The organism is Paenibacillus albiflavus (assembly GCF_004344915.1).
Taxonomy (GTDB): Bacteria; Bacillota; Bacilli; order Paenibacillales; family NBRC-103111; genus Paenibacillus_AM; species Paenibacillus_AM albiflavus.
On sequence record NZ_SKFG01000006.1, the window covers coordinates 26,196 to 42,214 of the forward strand.

Annotated in this window: 15 protein-coding genes; 12 read left to right on the top strand and 3 right to left on the bottom strand. The window is 43.9% G+C overall.

The genetic code is table 11. The features are described 5' to 3' along the window. Positions 1 to 74: 74 nt before the first annotated feature. Entirely contained in the window at positions 75 to 617 is a 543-nt protein-coding gene (locus E0485_RS08315) for a hypothetical protein (protein ID WP_132417538.1), read from the top strand. 401 nt (positions 618 to 1,018) lie between these two features. Next, positions 1,019 to 1,879, top strand: coding sequence for an AraC family transcriptional regulator (locus E0485_RS08320; protein ID WP_207910946.1), 861 nt, complete (start codon positions 1,019 to 1,021; stop codon positions 1,877 to 1,879). Between the two features lie 166 nt (positions 1,880 to 2,045). Here E0485_RS08320 and E0485_RS08325 read toward each other — a convergent pair whose 3' ends face one another. Continuing rightward, complete coding sequence (locus E0485_RS08325; protein WP_132417540.1) at positions 2,046 to 2,723, bottom strand: ABC transporter ATP-binding protein; 678 nt, start codon at positions 2,721 to 2,723, stop codon at positions 2,046 to 2,048. 1 nt (position 2,724) lies between these two features. After that, positions 2,725 to 3,759, bottom strand: a complete 1,035-nt coding sequence (locus E0485_RS08330) for an ABC transporter permease (protein WP_132417541.1) — start codon at positions 3,757 to 3,759, stop codon at positions 2,725 to 2,727. A gap of 228 nt (positions 3,760 to 3,987) precedes the next feature. Between E0485_RS08330 and E0485_RS08335 the strand changes: the two genes are divergently transcribed. From E0485_RS08335 to E0485_RS08355, 4 genes are all read left to right on the top strand, one after another. Beyond that, the gene (locus E0485_RS08335) at positions 3,988 to 4,770 is read left to right on the top strand and encodes a sensor domain-containing protein (protein ID WP_132417542.1); all 783 of its coding nucleotides are present in this window, start codon (positions 3,988 to 3,990) and stop codon (positions 4,768 to 4,770) included. A gap of 207 nt (positions 4,771 to 4,977) precedes the next feature. Further along, positions 4,978 to 6,135 (top strand): hypothetical protein, encoded by a 1,158-nt coding sequence (locus E0485_RS08345; RefSeq protein WP_132417543.1) that lies wholly within the window; start codon positions 4,978 to 4,980, stop codon positions 6,133 to 6,135. A 207-nt stretch (positions 6,136 to 6,342) separates the two neighbouring features. Continuing rightward, complete coding sequence (locus tag E0485_RS08350; RefSeq protein WP_132417544.1) at positions 6,343 to 7,713, top strand: helix-turn-helix domain-containing protein; 1,371 nt, start codon at positions 6,343 to 6,345, stop codon at positions 7,711 to 7,713. 106 nt (positions 7,714 to 7,819) lie between these two features. After that, a complete protein-coding gene (locus E0485_RS08355) occupies positions 7,820 to 8,230 on the top strand; it encodes a VOC family protein (RefSeq protein ID WP_132417739.1) in 411 nt (136 codons plus the stop codon). Between the two features lie 325 nt (positions 8,231 to 8,555). On the opposite strand, the gene E0485_RS08360 is transcribed toward E0485_RS08355, so the two are convergent. Beyond that, complete coding sequence (locus E0485_RS08360; RefSeq protein WP_132417545.1) at positions 8,556 to 10,265, bottom strand: copper amine oxidase N-terminal domain-containing protein; 1,710 nt, start codon at positions 10,263 to 10,265, stop codon at positions 8,556 to 8,558. 294 nt (positions 10,266 to 10,559) lie between these two features. Between E0485_RS08360 and E0485_RS08365 the strand changes: the two genes are divergently transcribed. From E0485_RS08365 to sat, 6 genes are all read left to right on the top strand, one after another. After that, positions 10,560 to 11,954: an amino acid permease gene (locus E0485_RS08365; RefSeq protein ID WP_132417546.1), complete on the top strand. Its 1,395-nt coding sequence runs from the start codon at positions 10,560 to 10,562 to the stop codon at positions 11,952 to 11,954. 38 nt (positions 11,955 to 11,992) lie between these two features. Next, the gene (locus tag E0485_RS08370; RefSeq protein ID WP_132417547.1) at positions 11,993 to 12,595 is read left to right on the top strand and encodes an NAD(P)-binding protein; all 603 of its coding nucleotides are present in this window, start codon (positions 11,993 to 11,995) and stop codon (positions 12,593 to 12,595) included. A 181-nt stretch (positions 12,596 to 12,776) separates the two neighbouring features. Then, entirely contained in the window at positions 12,777 to 12,926 is a 150-nt protein-coding gene (locus tag E0485_RS25680) for a YezD family protein (RefSeq protein WP_132417548.1), read from the top strand. A gap of 104 nt (positions 12,927 to 13,030) precedes the next feature. Continuing rightward, positions 13,031 to 13,747 (top strand): phosphoadenylyl-sulfate reductase, encoded by a 717-nt coding sequence (locus E0485_RS08380; RefSeq protein WP_132417549.1) that lies wholly within the window; start codon positions 13,031 to 13,033, stop codon positions 13,745 to 13,747. A gap of 14 nt (positions 13,748 to 13,761) precedes the next feature. Further along, positions 13,762 to 14,838, top strand: coding sequence for an inorganic phosphate transporter (locus E0485_RS08385; protein ID WP_132417550.1), 1,077 nt, complete (start codon positions 13,762 to 13,764; stop codon positions 14,836 to 14,838). A 22-nt stretch (positions 14,839 to 14,860) separates the two neighbouring features. Beyond that, positions 14,861 to 16,009, top strand: coding sequence for a sulfate adenylyltransferase (gene sat, locus E0485_RS08390; RefSeq protein ID WP_132417551.1), 1,149 nt, complete (start codon positions 14,861 to 14,863; stop codon positions 16,007 to 16,009). Positions 16,010 to 16,019 lie beyond the last annotated feature (10 nt).

Below are 16,019 nucleotides of genomic sequence, written 5' to 3' on the forward strand. Positions count from 1 at the left end.
ACGCTCACGGTTGTGATAGAACAGGTTAAAGAATTGATCCTGGCCGATTGGGTGAAGACAGGGAGGATACTGGGATGAGAATGCCGAGCGAAGGCGAGCTGACGTTTCTATTCGACGGAGACGAACGACAGCTTCAACAATTTATTGAGAAGCATCGTGAAACACTCGAGCGCTATCAATTGATGGATGAAGTGGAAGAACTTGCGGATGAGCTTGAGATTGAGGAGCAAATTCCGATTATATTCGCTTTCGTATACAGCGTCACCGTAGATTGGCGAGAGTATGACGAGGAGATCATCCGATTGTTCAGTGAACGGCTTCCGGGTGAAACGCTCGAGGTGACCAATACGGACAAAGGATTGGACGTTACCTACAATGGACAACTGCATTCGATTGCACTCACCTTTTCCGGAAAAGATCGCTATATCACGATTCGCGGGGTCCAGGAGTTAATCCGAGACAAATACGAGATTCGTCTGTTTGAAGGTTCGTATTTGTCCGATACCCACGACTTCTTGGTTTTACCGAAACAGCAATGGGAGGAACTGGATGACCGCTACCCAACGCGAATCGGTGAGATGTTCCTCATCATCGATGACACGCTGGACTTTCCGTAACCAGGCCATTATTGCCTTGGCCATACGAGTGCTTGCTTGATATTAGAATAGAAATCTCCACTCATGAGGTAGGACATGTTCTAGGCCGGATTAGAACATTCAAAAACGTATTAAGCTCCCTCGGGTAACGATAGCACCATGACGACAGGCTGCCGACATCATCGGCGGCCTGTTCAACTATCGGGCGGGATAACACAATACAAGCGCGCTGGACTGTGGTAAAATATTACAAATAAACTTACGTGAAATGGACGTAAAATATTAATTTTCAGATATATAATCGATAACTGCAATCGACCATCTCGTTAACTTGGAGTGGTTAAATCGGTCAAACGACCGCACACAATGACAGGATGATATCGCCTGGTCGTGATATTCTGTTCTTAGAAGGAGTTTTGCAAATGCAATGGCTGAATCGAATGATGTCGGCGCTCGACTTGATGGAAGTGAAGATGGAGGAACCTCTGGATATTGCGGAATTTGCGAAGGCGGCGTGCTCTTCCCCCTATCACTTCCAGCGAATGTTTTTTATGCTGACAGGGATGACTGTGGCCGAGTACGTACGGAGGCGGCGACTGAGCTTGGCCGCGCAAGAGCTCGCGCTATTCGGTCCGAAGGTGATCGATGTCGCCATGAAGTATTGTTACGACTCTCCGGAGTCATTTTCCAAGGCGTTTCGCAAGCTGCACGGCATTTCGCCCTCTGACGCTCGGAGTCCCGGCGTTCAGCTGAAAGCCTTTCCTCGCATCTCCTTCCATCTATCATTGAAAGGAGACAAAGAAATGGACTACAGAATTGTGCAAAAAGAGGGATTCACCGTCGTAGGAAAATCGATCCGATCTTCCACAATTGAAGGAGAGAATTCAACGGAGATTCCGAAGTTTTGGCAGGACAGTCACAAGGACGGAACAGTAGAAAGAGTAGCTATCCTAGGGAAAACTCAAGACATCCTGGGACTTTGCTATGACACTCAGCAGGGGGGAGAGGTCTTTAAATACGCGATCGCGGTAGAAACCGATGCATTAGCGGCAGACAGCGAGTTTGAATTCATCCAGATTCCAGAAGCCACGTGGGCCGTCTTTAACTCAATCGGTCCAATGCCTGGAGCAATCCAAGAGGTTTGGGGTCGTATCTACCAAGAATGGTTTCCATCAACAGGGTATGAGCAGGCCGAAGGTCCGGATTTCGAGCTATATCCGCCGGGAGATACGATGTCCGAAGATTATCGCTGTGAGGTATGGATTCCAATTGTAAAGAAATAAAGATGAAGCTGAGTGTCCTGAAGATTAAGACAACTTTTAGGGCTAAATGGCATTAAGCTAACGGTGACGATAGTTCAAAAAACAGCGGTAGTCTAGGACTTTCTCGTCCCTGGCTGCCGCTGTTTCTATTATTGGGGTCAGTCTAACACTTTATTTTCTTCATTATTTATCTAACAATCAATCCATCTTTCATGGTGATAACATGATCTGCATAGGAGAGCATTTCTTCATCATGTGTGACCAGCAAGGTGGTGATTTTCAATTCTTTCGTTAAATTGCGGATGAGTGTCATGACTTCTCTTGATCTTGTCGAGTCTAGACTTGCAGTTGGCTCATCTGCGAATAGCATTTTTGGTTTGTGGATGATGGCGCGACCAATGGCAACCCGCTGCTTTTCCCCACCTGACAATGAAGAAGGATATGCATTCTTGCGATGATCCATACCTACCAATTTGAGTATCGTCGTGATCTCTTCTTTTTGTTCACGTTTACTCATCTTGGTCTCTGACACGTTAAGCATCAGCATGAGCTGATCTTCTACAGTAAGGAATGGCACTAGATGAGACGATTGAAAAATAAACCCAAATTGACTGGCGCGTATTTTACGAATCTCTTCCTGTGACATGTCGGTCATGTTCTTTCCCTCAAAAATAATCTGTCCACCAGATGCGCGCTGAAGACCAGCCGCGATCGTAAGAAGCGTACTCTTGCCAGAGCCTGAAGCACCTACGAGAGCCGTTATTTCCCCTTGTTGTTGGGAAAGATTGATCCCGTTTAATACTTGTTCGTCGACTTCGCCATTCGTAAATGTTTTCTTGACGTCTTGTATTGTGAAGGTAGTCATATTAAATATCTCCTTGCTGTATAGCCTGTAGGGGCTCTACTTTTTTAATTTGAAGACCAGAAAGTGTTGCGCCGATAAATCCAATGATTAAGAACAAAATAGATAGTAGGATGGTCGTCCCAATCGTTAGACTGAACGGCATGCCTTCAGGTGCGATCATATTAAAGCCCTGACTGAGTACAACTGATAATACTAGTGCGATTGCCGTGATGAAGAACATTTGAGACCACATCATGCGGAATAATGTACTTGTTTTTACCCCGATAGCTTTCAAGATACCGTAGAGTCCGATCTTCTGAACATTCATCATATAGAAGAAAATTGCAAACAACATGCCACTGATAGCAACTAAGAACCAAATAATCATATTCAGGGACATCTGTTCTGCTTTATAACTAGAAATGGTGCCTAGAAACTGATTGTTTGAAAAGGATTGTAGTCCGTTAATAGCCTGTGCTTGATTCTGTCCTGGGATAAATATCAATTGCATGGTTTTCACTTTGTAAATTTCTTTATAGTTATCCATATGGATAAAGGCAACGGGTGCGTGACTATATTTCTTTTGATCGGCAAATCCGACCACTTTAAATTCGCCGCTAAATTGATTGTTTGTTAATACATCCCCAACTTTAATGCCGTCTTTTTCAAGGGAACGATCTAAAATGATTTCTCCTGGCTTCACTTTCTCGAACAGTTCGGAATCGGTTGAAGTAACAAAAGCTACACTATGCTGCTTGTCCTCCACATCGTTTACAAAACCCATCTGAATGGAAAGAGCAGCTGCATCCTGATGTTCCTGTAAGACTTTCTCTTGTACACTAGGATCTATTTTTGAAAGATTATAAGTTTGATTCGCTTTTTCATTCATGTAGAAATGACCAGCAGGTAAATCCTTGATTAAAGCTGCATTATCTTGTGATAAACCATTCGCGAGTCCTGATATGATAAAGGTTAAAAAACTAACTAAAAAAATGATTGAACCTAGAATGATAAACTTCGCTTTACTCTTTTTGATTTCTTTCCATGCCATATTCATTTGCTGTGCCTCCCTGTTTCTGTCTCTGCCCTGAGTATACAGATGAAATATGAACGGGTGATGAACGGAGCGTTACAAGTCCAGAAGAGGTGAGGAAGGAGCCCGAGAACTGGTCTAAAGGCTAGTTTCGTATAGACCTAAGGCGGTTAAGCTGTGGTAATAATGATGGTATACTTCAAGTAATTCGAGCATACATAACTAATCTCGACATAAAAGGGTGTGTAATATATGAAGGTTACTGAAGTAGCTTCTCCACCAGCGGCCAAGGTGAAATGGGCTCTGTTTAATTCGAAAACGTACGCGACGATTATGTATTTTATATTGTCCCTTCCGCTAGGAATTGTTTATTTTACGTTAATGGTAGTAGGTATTGTGTTGTCTATCGCACTTACGCCTCTGTTCATCGGTATTCCGCTTTTCTTTGCGGTTGATAAGCTGTTGCAGGGTATCGTGAAGTTTGAGCAAGGGATAATCAGGCAAATACTTGGTTTGCCAATGCAATCTATTCCAATCAATTATGATAAGCAGGTTCAAACAGGGCAGAACTGGTTTATGCGGATGATTCGTGCCTTTGACGGGCAGCTCTTTATTCGTAATGTGATGCTAATTATACTGAAATTTGTTTCCAGTATCGTGTTTTTTACACTTATGGTTGCAATTATGGCAATAGGTTTGGGGTTAATTACTCTTCCGGTAGTTCATATCATCTTACTGAAGGAGATTCAAGTTGATATTCTGGAAAGTGGCTTGTTTCAATATTTCAATATAGACTGGACGATCAATCAACAATATATTTTCTATTCTGTAGTTGGTCTCATCGTATTCTGGCTTTCGCTTCGTATGGTAAACTCTTTAATGGCATTGCAGAGGAGGCTTATGTATGTTGACGAGCCTTACCTTGTCGGTCAGCAGCAGATTGTAGAGCAGCCAATACCTTTAAGCCAGCCTATAAGCGAGACTGCGAGCCAAAGCCAGTCTATGAAGCCTATATATGCAGATTACAAGTTGTAATAAAGAAATCAAAACGGCAGCGATGCCGTTTTTTTGTTTTGAAACCTATGTATTCAATTAACTATCACGATATAGGGATATTCATTCTAAAACTTTTATACGGGAAGTAAAATATTCATGGGACATGATGCATCTATGTTTATTCTTGACTCTCGAAAGGATCACCATTTCTTTCATTCTGTGACGGTTAGGATGTGCCTAAGACTTATGGGAAATCGGACGTTTTTGAGTGTTACTGAGGAGGCAGTAGATGGACAGTATGAAGATGTTGCCTTTGAGACAAACAATTTTCTCGCACTTTTGTGGTTCAGCCTCGTCAGTCAGGAGCAATATCAACGTTATCGTGAGCGGCTTTTAACAACTTGGAATGAGCTTAAACCCCATCTGGAAAATGAGGAACTTGAGGATTTGCCCGAGTGGGAAGCATTCGTGGAGGCGTTAAATTGGCATATTCCATGGGGAGAGGCAGTGGCGCAATTGCGACAGAGCTTGCCTGTTACATTGGCACGTTTTCCGGCGCTTGGTCCTTATATGTTAGAATGGCTGGCAACTTTATTTACACATGTGCAAACGCATCAATCTCCTGTTGTTCATTTGGAACTATCGCAGTATTTTCATTTTTATGAGGCCCCTCTTCAGTACTTGGAGCAGATTGAGCATTGCCTTCATCTTTGGTGGCGTCCAGACGAATTTGAGCGCTGGGACGATAAAACGAATCCGTACTTATTGGGAGGCGAGCATGTACCAAAGAGAGAAGGGAATGGTGAAGACCGGCAAAAAGATGAACCAATGGCTACCTCGGAGATCGAAGAAACACGGATTCTTAATTCGAATTCTGTCCAAAAACGTTCTTCGAAACAATTGAAGAGGTTATATTTCTGGCTGCTTGCTACCCTATCGGCAGCACTTTTTGTAGGAACTTTGCTCTTGACCTCCAGCAAGTGGTTGGCAGTTCTAGCTTTCCTTCTTCCTGCTATCTGTATCGTTGTGTGGGAGCTGCTTATTCGCCCAAGAAAGATCCCCTCTACCAAGAAAGAAAGATCGGTTCCATTACCTGTAACAAGCAAGATCACGTATTACGATGGAACTTCGCCCATAAAACTTCACGGCATCGAAGCCGTCAATTTGGGTAAAACCGATTCTTTTATTGTACTTTGGCATCATATCCTGCGTGCTCAAGTTAGCCTGCCGAATCAAATCGTGCTTATACTCCACACTGAATTTGAAAGTTTGTATCCGTCGCCTGCGATTGTTATTCTTAGCGACGAATTAGCGGCTGAACATATCGCCTCTGCCATTAATTCTATTGCCAGTCTTTGGCTGGCCGAGAAAAATGTCATTTCGCCCTATAAAACCGATAGCTGATAAAGGTAAGAATCGATGCAGCTAGCTTAAGCGGATGATTCAGCTCCCTCTATAAAGGGGTCTTGGTTTGAATCACGAATATGATATATATCTGAGATTTCATTTTGATTCGATTTTTGATAAGAAAAGAGACTCTTTGAATAGAACAATTTGTTACGATAATTCCAGCAGCAAGTTTTTAACATAGTGTGTTTGAAAGGGGGCTTTATGGGTACGGTTGAAACTGTCCAGAGTGCTATTGATTATGTAGAGGAACACCTTGCCGAGGAACTTCCATTAGAGGAAATCAGCAAGGCGGCTGCGATGTCGGTACCGAACTTATATCGTTTGTTTTACGCGATGACGGGCCACCCAATAAAAGAATACATACGCAAACGAAGGACTAGTGAGGCTGCATGTCTTTTGCGACAAACTAACCTACCGTCGAAAGAGATAGGATTTCGCTGCGGGTTTGATACGTATCAAACTTTTACCAAGACATTTAAGCGAAATACAGGTTTGACCCCAGGACTTTATCGAAAAGCAGAAGTCATTTACAGCTTCGAAAAGATACTTCTACACGAACGATTTTCTTATTCAGAAGATCGGGAGATTTTTGAACGCTATCCTGATGTGAAGGTTATTAGTCTTTCTCCGCAAAAAGGAATCGGTTATCTTCATGTTGCAGATCGAGAGGAAGGGCTTGAGGAAGAAGCATACATTCGGTTTCACACCATCCTTGCCGAGTGTAATGTCGATTTAAGCCAAACGAGGTTGTTTGGGTGGAATGTTGATTTGGAAGGGAGAAATCCAACATTCGGTTATCAAATGATGGCAGTTAGTTCAGAGAATAAGGAGTTGTTTGTACAGCATACGGAATTGCAGCCAACTGCACTTTCAGGTGGTACATATGCTGTCACCTGGACACCTATGGATTACAGCTCCAAAATCATACATGCCTGGAACCGACTACTTTCTGAATGGCTGCCTCTAAGTGCTTTTGAGCTTGGGGATCATGGCTTTATTGAGGAGTACCAACAATTTAACGGTAAAATTTCTCGATTAAAGCTTTATCTACCCGTTAGGCGCTCACAAGAGAAGGGAACCATTGAAATTTTGGAGCGGGAACCTTTGAAGGTGATGAAATTTCGAGCGGAAGGTACCAACTGCGTGTCACTGGCTGATGAGGCAGCAAGTGAATGGTTAGAACGTAATGGCTTTATAGGGGATACTCGACTTAAGGTATTTATGAGCAATAGTTACGGCAGTACGTCGGATGACAACAATATGTATGAAATTAGTATCGCTTTACCGGATGGATTTAGCCCCTCCTTGGATAAAGAACACCAAGTGGCTCATATGAAAGGCGGATTATATGCATGCTTAACTACCAGAGCTTTAGGTTCAATGGCTGGAGTTCTTGAACGGATTTACCGCTGGCTTGGTACATCTCTTGAGTATAGTGCCGATGAAGAACGGTCTTGGTTCGCTCACTACATTTTTGATGAAAGCTTGAAGGAACGTGAGGGCGGAGCTCTTGAAAAGTTGGTAAATGCAGAATGCTATGTGCCTGTTGTTGTTTCACGTAAACTGAAGTAGGGGGATTGATCTCATGAGCGAAGTACCTGCAAGCATAAATTTTCCGGAAGGTTACAGACCGGCAGTAATACCGAAAACTTTAAAAATGATTCATGGAGGTCGAATGATGAACGAACAACAACAAACTAAAGAAAGCAATTTTCAGGCTAGCCCAATTAAAAACAAAGTCGGAAGCATTTTTGTCCCTGTAAGGGATATTGAGAAATCACGCAGTTGGTATTGTCAGGTTTTGGGGCTGGACGAAAATGACTGTAATATCATGAACGGTCATTTATGCCCTTTACCAATGGAGGGAACCGGAATCATTCTTGATACGATGCCTAAGTGGGGCGGTGAAGAGCCTGGGGGAGCACCGTCTATCGAGACTCCAGCCTTTATGCTTTTGACAGAAGATTTAGGAAGTTCGTTTGAATATATGAAGAAGATCGGTGCGGAACTAGTAACAGAAATTGAACACGATCATTGGTTCGTCGTAAAAGATCCGGACGGAAATAAGTTGATGATTTGTCGTGAATAGTGAAGATCTCGAAGGGTGCCCTTAAGGAATGCAATCGCGTTTTCCTTATACCCGACGAAGGATATCCCGCAAATATGCTGCCCATTCCCGAGGCATATCGAAAAAGGAAATGTGATGGCCTGGGAAAGTTACCATTTCGCAGCCAATAATTTACGCTAGAGATCATCTCATTCCGGATTAAGAAGGTTTCATTGTTCGCTTCCGTAACCCGCCGTTTGAATACCGAATCGGAATGAGGTCCAAAGTCAACAAAAAAATCATCTTGATGTCGGTACTAGGAAAAAAGAAGAGCTACCGCTTATCGGGATAGCTCTCCCAATTATAGTTATTCGTAGTCGGCCAGTCCGAGATAGTGCATCGAGAACAGGTTTTCGAAGCCAGCCGCGGAATACATGCATTCGAATCCGAATAGGAACCGTGAAGTATTCTTGTTGGCCACGGTCAGGGTTGCGTAGGCGGCATCCGCCTCGAAGAAACTCTGTAGGCGGGTTTTCCCGCTCTCGATCGCCTCGTAGTACTTGTAGACGAAGAAGAACGGATTATCCATCTCCAGATGCTCCTTATCCACTGCGACGTAGTCGTTCCAGTCCCCATCCTTCTCACCCTCTGGCGTGGGGACAGGAAGCCACAGGTAATTTAGAACGCCTCTGCCGAACTGTGGGACGGTATGGGCAATAGGATTAATCATTTTGCCCTTCGACAGACCGTCGTGGACGACGCTGTTCGCGTCTAGGTCCGCAGCGGCGTCGAAGCCCCAGAGGAAGGCCGTATAGTAGTTCGCATTCAGGTCGACGACGCTATTGCGGTCGAAGAAGAGAACTTTATCCTGTTCCGCCCCATTTTTGTCTCCCCGGCCGTCCACCACGAGATCCATAACTCCGACTTTGTTCTCTTTCGTCAAGTTCATGGCGTGGTCCTTATAATAGGTGCGCCGCTCGGTGTCCTTGAAGAGCCCGAATTCATCTTCCGTAAGGCGTTTTATAAAGAGTGCTATGTCGTCCTGAGCGTATCCGTCTTGGATCTGGTACGGGGCCGAAACAGCGACAGTCGGAACGGATTTCCCTTCGCTCTGCTTGCGGTAGGCGTCGTAATTGTCGATGTACTTGGCGATTTCCCCCTTCGTCAGCGGCAGGCGGGAGACGGGCCATTCCGGAATGACGCTGATCGGAAGATTCTCCTGCACGATACCGTAGACGGAGACGTCTTTCAAGTACTTGCTGTCGTTCTTAAAGTTGGCGTAGAGGAGGTCGGATACGAACTTCTTTTCCTTGTTTTCCTCAACTCCATCCCACTCGAAATTGGCCGGTAAAAACTTCATCTTGTGGGTGTAGGTGAAGGAAGGCACATCGCTAGCCAAGCCGAAGATCTGAATTCCGGCGACCGTTCCTCCGAGCTTCTTTTGTTCCGTTTTCAGAGCGTCGTACAATTCTGTAGCGGTCTTGTACTGCGCGGCATCTAGCAGAACGTTATAGGTCTGTCTAAATTTGTTGGCGAACAGCTTGATCGAAGCCATGTCCTGGGCTGTTACCTTCTGGCTGTTGTAAATGAAGTAGTAGTGTCCTTCAGGAGCAGCGGCTCCTGTAGTGATGATGACCTGCTTTAGGCTCTCATTCCATTTAACGTCAGCTCCGAAACTCTCAGCAACGAATCGAGCCGGGACGAAGGTTCTTCCTTCGATTTGGGTTGCGGCCACATCTAGCGTAACAGTTTTGCTACCGACCTCGGCCTTGGTGTCATTCAGCCGAAGGGTGACGGCAATGTCGTCTTTTTTGCCTGTGATCGTCTGCGTGGAGCCATCCCAGCCTACCTCTGCACCCAGGCTCTCGAATATGGCACGGAGCGGCACCATCACGCGACCGTCGATCTGTTGAGGAGCGACGTCAAAGTAAATAGGGCGCTTATCGATTGTTACGGCAATTTCGGAACCACCTTGATTCCCTTTTCCGTCACTACTAGCGATCGCGAGGTTACCAAAAGAGAGTAGGCTAAACACTAGTACAGTAAGAATTATAGAATTCCATCGAAATCTTTTCATTTTGATTATCCTCCTTTTTTAACCTTTGTATTTAGTATCTTACTTTAATTATATATTTCTGAAAATACGGAATGGCGAAATTTGAGTATTTGTATGCTTACAGGGCGAAAATTCCATGAAGTTACCCCTTGCCGGTTTACCAAATGAATATTATTGTTTTATAGGAACAAGATACTACATGACCTTGGATTAGCGCTTACCTAATAAAACTAAACTAGAATCTACTTCGTCACTACGAGATTTTGCAGCTTGTCCAAATGAACACCTAAGAGAGTAGCAGAGGGGGAAACTGCAATGAAAAAAAATGAATTAAACAGGGGCCTCGAAGCACGTCATATTCAGATGATTGCTTTGGGCGGCACAATCGGTGTCGGGTTATTTATGGGCTCTGCAAGCACGATTGCGTGGACAGGTCCATCGGTGATGCTTGCGTATGCCATTGTGGGGATTTTTATATTTTTCATCATGCGCGCAATGGGAGAAATGCAGTACATAGAACCGAGCACGGGGTCATATGCGACCTTTGGCCATAAGTATATTCATCCTTTGGCAGGGTATATGACGGCTTGGAGCAACTGGTTCCAATGGGTTATTGTCGGGATGGCGGAGATCATTGCCGTTGGGACTTATATGAAGTACTGGTTTCCGGATTTGCCTGCTTGGATACCAGGGATTATCGCCATGGCGATTCTCGGTGCAGCCAATCTATTTTCTGTAAAATCGTTTGGTGAATTTGAGTTTTGGTTTGCGATGATTAAAATCGTCACTATTATATTGATGATTGTTGCAGGGGTTGGTCTGATTTTCTTCGGGATAGGCAATGGCGGGAATGCGATCGGATTATCTAACTTGTGGGAGCATGGGGGCTTTTTTACCGGTGGTTGGTCGGGCTTTTTCTTTGCTCTCTCGCTGGTGACCGCGGCCTACCAAGGTGTCGAAGTGATTGGGATTACAGCAGGTGAAGCCAAAAACCCGCAAAAAACTTTAATGAGAGCGACGCAAAGTATTATTTGGCGGATTTTGATCTTCTATATTGGTGCGATTTTTGTGATTGTAACGGTATACCCTTGGAATCAATTGCAATCCATCGGCAGTCCGTTCGTTGCCACATTTGCAAAAATCGGTATTACTGCAGCAGCGGGTCTGATCAACTTTGTTGTCATCACCTCTGCCATGTCAGGTTGTAATAGCGGGATTTATAGCGCTGGACGTATGCTCTACACATTGGGAGTCAATGGACAGGCGCCGAAAATATTTACGAAGCTGTCAAATAACGGCGTGCCTCTGCTAGGAACGATTGGCGTACTCGTGGGATTGGGCATTGGCGTGATTTTAAGCTATATTGCACCGGAAAATCTGTTTGTGCACGTGTATAGCGCCAGCGTACTTCCTGGTATGGTACCGTGGTTTGTCATTCTTATCAGTCAAAATAAATTCAGAAAAATCAAAGGGGATGCCTTGGCGAATCATCCGTTTAAAATGCCTTTCGCCCCAGTGACCAACTATTTGACGATTGCCTTTTTGCTTATGGTACTGGTCGGGATGTGGCTGAACGATGATACACGGATCCCCCTAATGATCGGTATTGTTTTCTTAGGTATCGTTGTGATTAGTTATTACGCTTTTGGGGCTAGCAAGGCAGTTCCATTAAGTGCTCAAACCGATGATGACAATAATAGCAACAGATGAATTGGCAAACAGAACGAGAGAAAGGAGCATTGCTGCATATGTATCCAATTACTCTTAAAATAGAGGGCAAACCGTGTGTAGTTGTAGGAGGCGGAAAAATTGCTTTTCATAAAATTGGTCCGCTTCTCGAGGCTAAAGCAGTTGTGACGGTTGTCAGCCCTGAAATCATTCCGGAGATTGAATATTTATATCTTGATGGCAAAATTAATGTATTACAAAAAGAAGTCCAGGACGATGATTACAAAAATGCATTTCTAATCATTGCGGCAACCAATTCCCCGGAGGTAAACGCGGAGATTTATGACAAGACAAAAGATACTAAGCTTATCAATGTGGTTACAGATTCTGAAATAGGCAATTTTCATATTCCTGCAACTTTCACCCGTGGGAGGCTGCAAATAAGTGTGGCCACAGGGGGAGCAAGTCCGCTGCTGGCCCAAAAAATCCGGGATGAGTTAAAAGAAAAATATGATGATACCTATGAGGATTATTTAGAGTTTTTGTATGAAGTACGGATGAAGATTAAACAGAGCTTGCTTTCAAAAGAAGAAAAACAAGAGCTATACAAAGAAGCCATTGATGAAAAATATAAACATTCGATAAAGGAGAGAAACCAATTCCTAATGCACCTTGGTTGTTGAGTAAATCAACAGCCTTTTTTTAATAATTTTCCAAATTTTTAAATTTAATCATTTACATTAAACCTATCTGTATGATAGGATTAATTACATAAATAATACAAATTTATACAACAAAAGGTGATGTTACGAAGGTTAATCAACAGCCTCATTCCAGTTAGCAATGCATTTCTTTTGAAAGGGGATGAATTCACTGAATGCATCTGAAAGAGAAAAGCTTCTAACCCATCTTGAGAAAATGCTGGAAACGCTGAAATATGGTTCTATCACATTAGTCATTCAAGACGGAAAGATTGTATTAATTGAAAGAAATGAAAAGGTTCGTCTCCAATAAAATAAACATCGCTGACTAGATAAACTAGAGGCGGTCTCCCACTAATCTAAGGAGGCTGCCTTTTTTGTATTCATTTTTTCTTGTGTAAAAAGGAGGGCTTTATCATGACGGTTCAGATTACCTATGAGAATTGGCGTCAAATTTCGGAGACGTTCGATCATGGAGATGACACCAAAGGGGCAAGTTCTATTATCGATTGGGCTTATAGCACTTATTCAGAGGATGAGATTGTGTATGCATCCAGCTTTGGTGCAGAAGCAATTGTTTTAATTGACCTCATTTCGCAGATCAAGCCTGATGCACGCATTGTTTTTTTGGATACAGGCTTACACTTTCCTGAAACGTATGAGGTGATAGATCAGATTGAAGCTCGTTTCCCGTTACTCAGAATTGAGCGGAAACAGCCGGCGTTAAGTCTTGATGAACAAGCAGCACAGTATGGGCCTGACCTATGGCTACGTGACCCTAATCAATGCTGCCACATACGAAAAGTCATTCCGTTACAGGAGACTTTAGCACAGAAAAAAGCATGGATTTCCGGTCTTCGCAGAGAACAGTCACCTACAAGGGCAAACACAGAATTCATCAATAAGGATGATAAATTTATGAACGTCAAAATCTGTCCGCTGATTCACTGGACTTGGGAAGACGTTTGGGCATACATCAAGGAAAGAGATCTCCCGTACAACAAATTACATGACCATCATTATCCAAGTATTGGCTGCCGCCCATGTACACAGCCTGCTGGAACAGATGGCGATTCTCGCGAAGGGCGCTGGATGGGAAGCAGCAAGACAGAGTGTGGTCTCCATACTCGCTAAAAGGAGGACTTCTTTTGCTCACGATTATTGCGATTACAATTGGATTATTTTTTGCCATGAATATCGGTGCAAGCGGTGCAGCGGCTTCTATGGGCATTTCATATGGATCAGGTGTTGTCACCAAAAGAGTGGCCTTGCTGTTATGTAGTATCGCTGTCTTTCTAGGAGCCTGGCTTGGCGGAGGAGAAGTCGTTAAAACCATTGGCAGCGGGATTGTACCGAGCGCCACTTTTACGGTGCCCATTGCTTTAATTGTTTTAGCTGCTTCCGCTTTGTCCTTGTTTATAGCCAATATCTTTGGAATCCCTTTATCTACAAGCGAAGTAGCAGTCGGATCCGTAGTTGGCGCAGGAATGGTTTATCAGTCCGTATTCTTAGGAAAACTCGTCTGGATTATGATGTTTTGGCTTCTAACGCCAGTTGCTTCATTTATGATCGGCATTCTTGCTTCCTATTTGTTAAAAAACAAAAGGCTCACAAGGTGGATGAAAGCCTCCAAATCGATTCCGATTTTGTCAACTCTTGTCGTGTTTATGGGTATCTTTGAAGCCTTCTCTGCAGGAATGAACAATGTAGCCAATGCGGTCGGACCGCTTGTTGGCGCCAATATCCTTTCCACTGAAAATGGAATTTTATGGGGAGGATTATTCGTTGCCATTGGGGTTCTCTTGCTTGGCCATCGAGTTCTTGAAACAAATGGGAAGAAGATTACGGACATTAGGCTGGAAGAGGGCTGCATTATTTCAGGAACGGGTGCAGGGATTGTGACGGCTGCATCCATTTTTGGAATTCCTGTTCCGCTAACGCAAATTACGACTGCATCCATAATAGGCATTGGATTTGCGAAGCATGGAAAGTCCGTTTTACAAAAAGGTATCGTCGTTCAAATGCTAACCGTTTGGATTGTTTCACCCGTTTTATCGATGACACTGGCCTACACCTTCATTCAGCTGCTTATCGAACATAATGTGTATCCGATTATCGTGATGGCTGGGGTTTTAATATCTGTTCTCGGTATACGGTCATTAATCAAGAGGCAAGGTCATTCGATAAAAGTACCGCAAGAGGCAGCGAGAGATTTAAAAAAATAACTAGGGGAGGGTTTGATTGTAAATGTCATTATTACCGAAACCGCATGGAGGAGAGCTTGTTCAGGCATTTGATCCATTATTTGATCTATCACAGATCACAAAAGAGCTCGAAATAGATGCGGTTGCATTAAGTGATCTTGAGTTGATTGCCACCGGGCTATTCAGTCCGCTTCGAGGGTTCCTTGGACAAGACGATTATGAATCTGTTGTTGCAAATATGCGTCTTGCAGACCATACAGTTTGGTCTATCCCGGTGACACTTCCCGTAACTTATGAAACGGCTAAATCACTTCAAGTGGGAGAACAGATGAAGCTCGTTTTTGATCAAGAGGTTTATGGCGTGATTACCGTTTCTGAATGGTATGAGCCGGATTTAGATAAAGAAGCACTCCGTGTTTATCAAACGAAGGAACTGGCACACCCGGGTGTTAAACGCCTATATGAAAGAGGCTCGGTTTATGTGGCTGGTCCAATAAAGCTCGTTAAAAAACCGGAAAAAGGAATTTTCAGTGATGCATGGCTGGAACCGAGGGAAACAAGGGCGTTGTTTGAAGAAAAGGGATGGCGGACAGTGGTTGGATTCCAAACGAGAAATCCGATACACCGAGCTCACGAGTATATCCAGAAGGCAGCTCTTGAGACGGTCGATGGCCTATTCGTCAACCCGCTTATCGGAGAAACGAAGTCAGATGATATCCCTGCTGATGTTCGCTTAAAGAGCTATCGTGTTCTACTGGAAAATTACTATCCTGCAGATCGGGTACAACTCGGTGTCTATCCTGCGGCCATGCGTTATGCCGGTCCAAGAGAGGCGATTTTCCATGCAATTGCGCGTAAAAACTTCGGCTGCACGCATTTCATCGTCGGACGTGACCATGCGGGTGTAGGAAATTACTACGGAACTTATGATGCGCAGCTCATTTTTAATGTGTTTTCGGAAGAGGAATTGGGAATCAAGCCATTGTTCTTTGAAAATAGCTTCTATTGCAATAGATGCGAAGGGATGGCTTCAGATAAAACCTGCCCTCATAACCAGGAGGATCGAGTTATATTATCGGGAACCAAAGTGAGGGAAATGCTTCGCTCTGGAACGCTTCCGCCATCCACTTTCAGCAGGAAAGAAGTCATTGAGGTGCTGATTGAAGGGATGAAAGAATTAAAGACGGTGTAAGGAGGAAAGG

What these genes read in the sequence shown, in the direction of transcription:
- E0485_RS08320 (WP_207910946.1), top strand. Translation starts at nt 1,019, where the DNA reads ATGCAATGGCTGAATCGAATGATGTCGGCGCTCGACTTGATGGAAGTG.
- E0485_RS08370 (WP_132417547.1), top strand. Translation starts at nt 11,993, where the DNA reads ATGTATCCAATTACTCTTAAAATAGAGGGCAAACCGTGTGTAGTTGTA.
- E0485_RS08360 (WP_132417545.1), bottom strand. Translation starts at nt 10,265, where the DNA reads ATGAAAAGATTTCGATGGAATTCTATAATTCTTACTGTACTAGTGTTT.
- sat (WP_132417551.1), top strand. Translation starts at nt 14,861, where the DNA reads ATGTCATTATTACCGAAACCGCATGGAGGAGAGCTTGTTCAGGCATTT.
- E0485_RS08365 (WP_132417546.1), top strand. Translation starts at nt 10,560, where the DNA reads ATGAAAAAAAATGAATTAAACAGGGGCCTCGAAGCACGTCATATTCAG.
- E0485_RS08345 (WP_132417543.1), top strand. Translation starts at nt 4,978, where the DNA reads ATGGGAAATCGGACGTTTTTGAGTGTTACTGAGGAGGCAGTAGATGGA.
- E0485_RS08350 (WP_132417544.1), top strand. Translation starts at nt 6,343, where the DNA reads ATGGGTACGGTTGAAACTGTCCAGAGTGCTATTGATTATGTAGAGGAA.
- E0485_RS08380 (WP_132417549.1), top strand. Translation starts at nt 13,031, where the DNA reads ATGACGGTTCAGATTACCTATGAGAATTGGCGTCAAATTTCGGAGACG.
- E0485_RS08325 (WP_132417540.1), bottom strand. Translation starts at nt 2,723, where the DNA reads ATGACTACCTTCACAATACAAGACGTCAAGAAAACATTTACGAATGGC.
- E0485_RS08335 (WP_132417542.1), top strand. Translation starts at nt 3,988, where the DNA reads ATGAAGGTTACTGAAGTAGCTTCTCCACCAGCGGCCAAGGTGAAATGG.
- E0485_RS08355 (WP_132417739.1), top strand. Translation starts at nt 7,820, where the DNA reads ATGAACGAACAACAACAAACTAAAGAAAGCAATTTTCAGGCTAGCCCA.
- E0485_RS08330 (WP_132417541.1), bottom strand. Translation starts at nt 3,759, where the DNA reads ATGAATATGGCATGGAAAGAAATCAAAAAGAGTAAAGCGAAGTTTATC.
- E0485_RS08315 (WP_132417538.1), top strand. Translation starts at nt 75, where the DNA reads ATGAGAATGCCGAGCGAAGGCGAGCTGACGTTTCTATTCGACGGAGAC.
- E0485_RS25680 (WP_132417548.1), top strand. Translation starts at nt 12,777, where the DNA reads ATGAATTCACTGAATGCATCTGAAAGAGAAAAGCTTCTAACCCATCTT.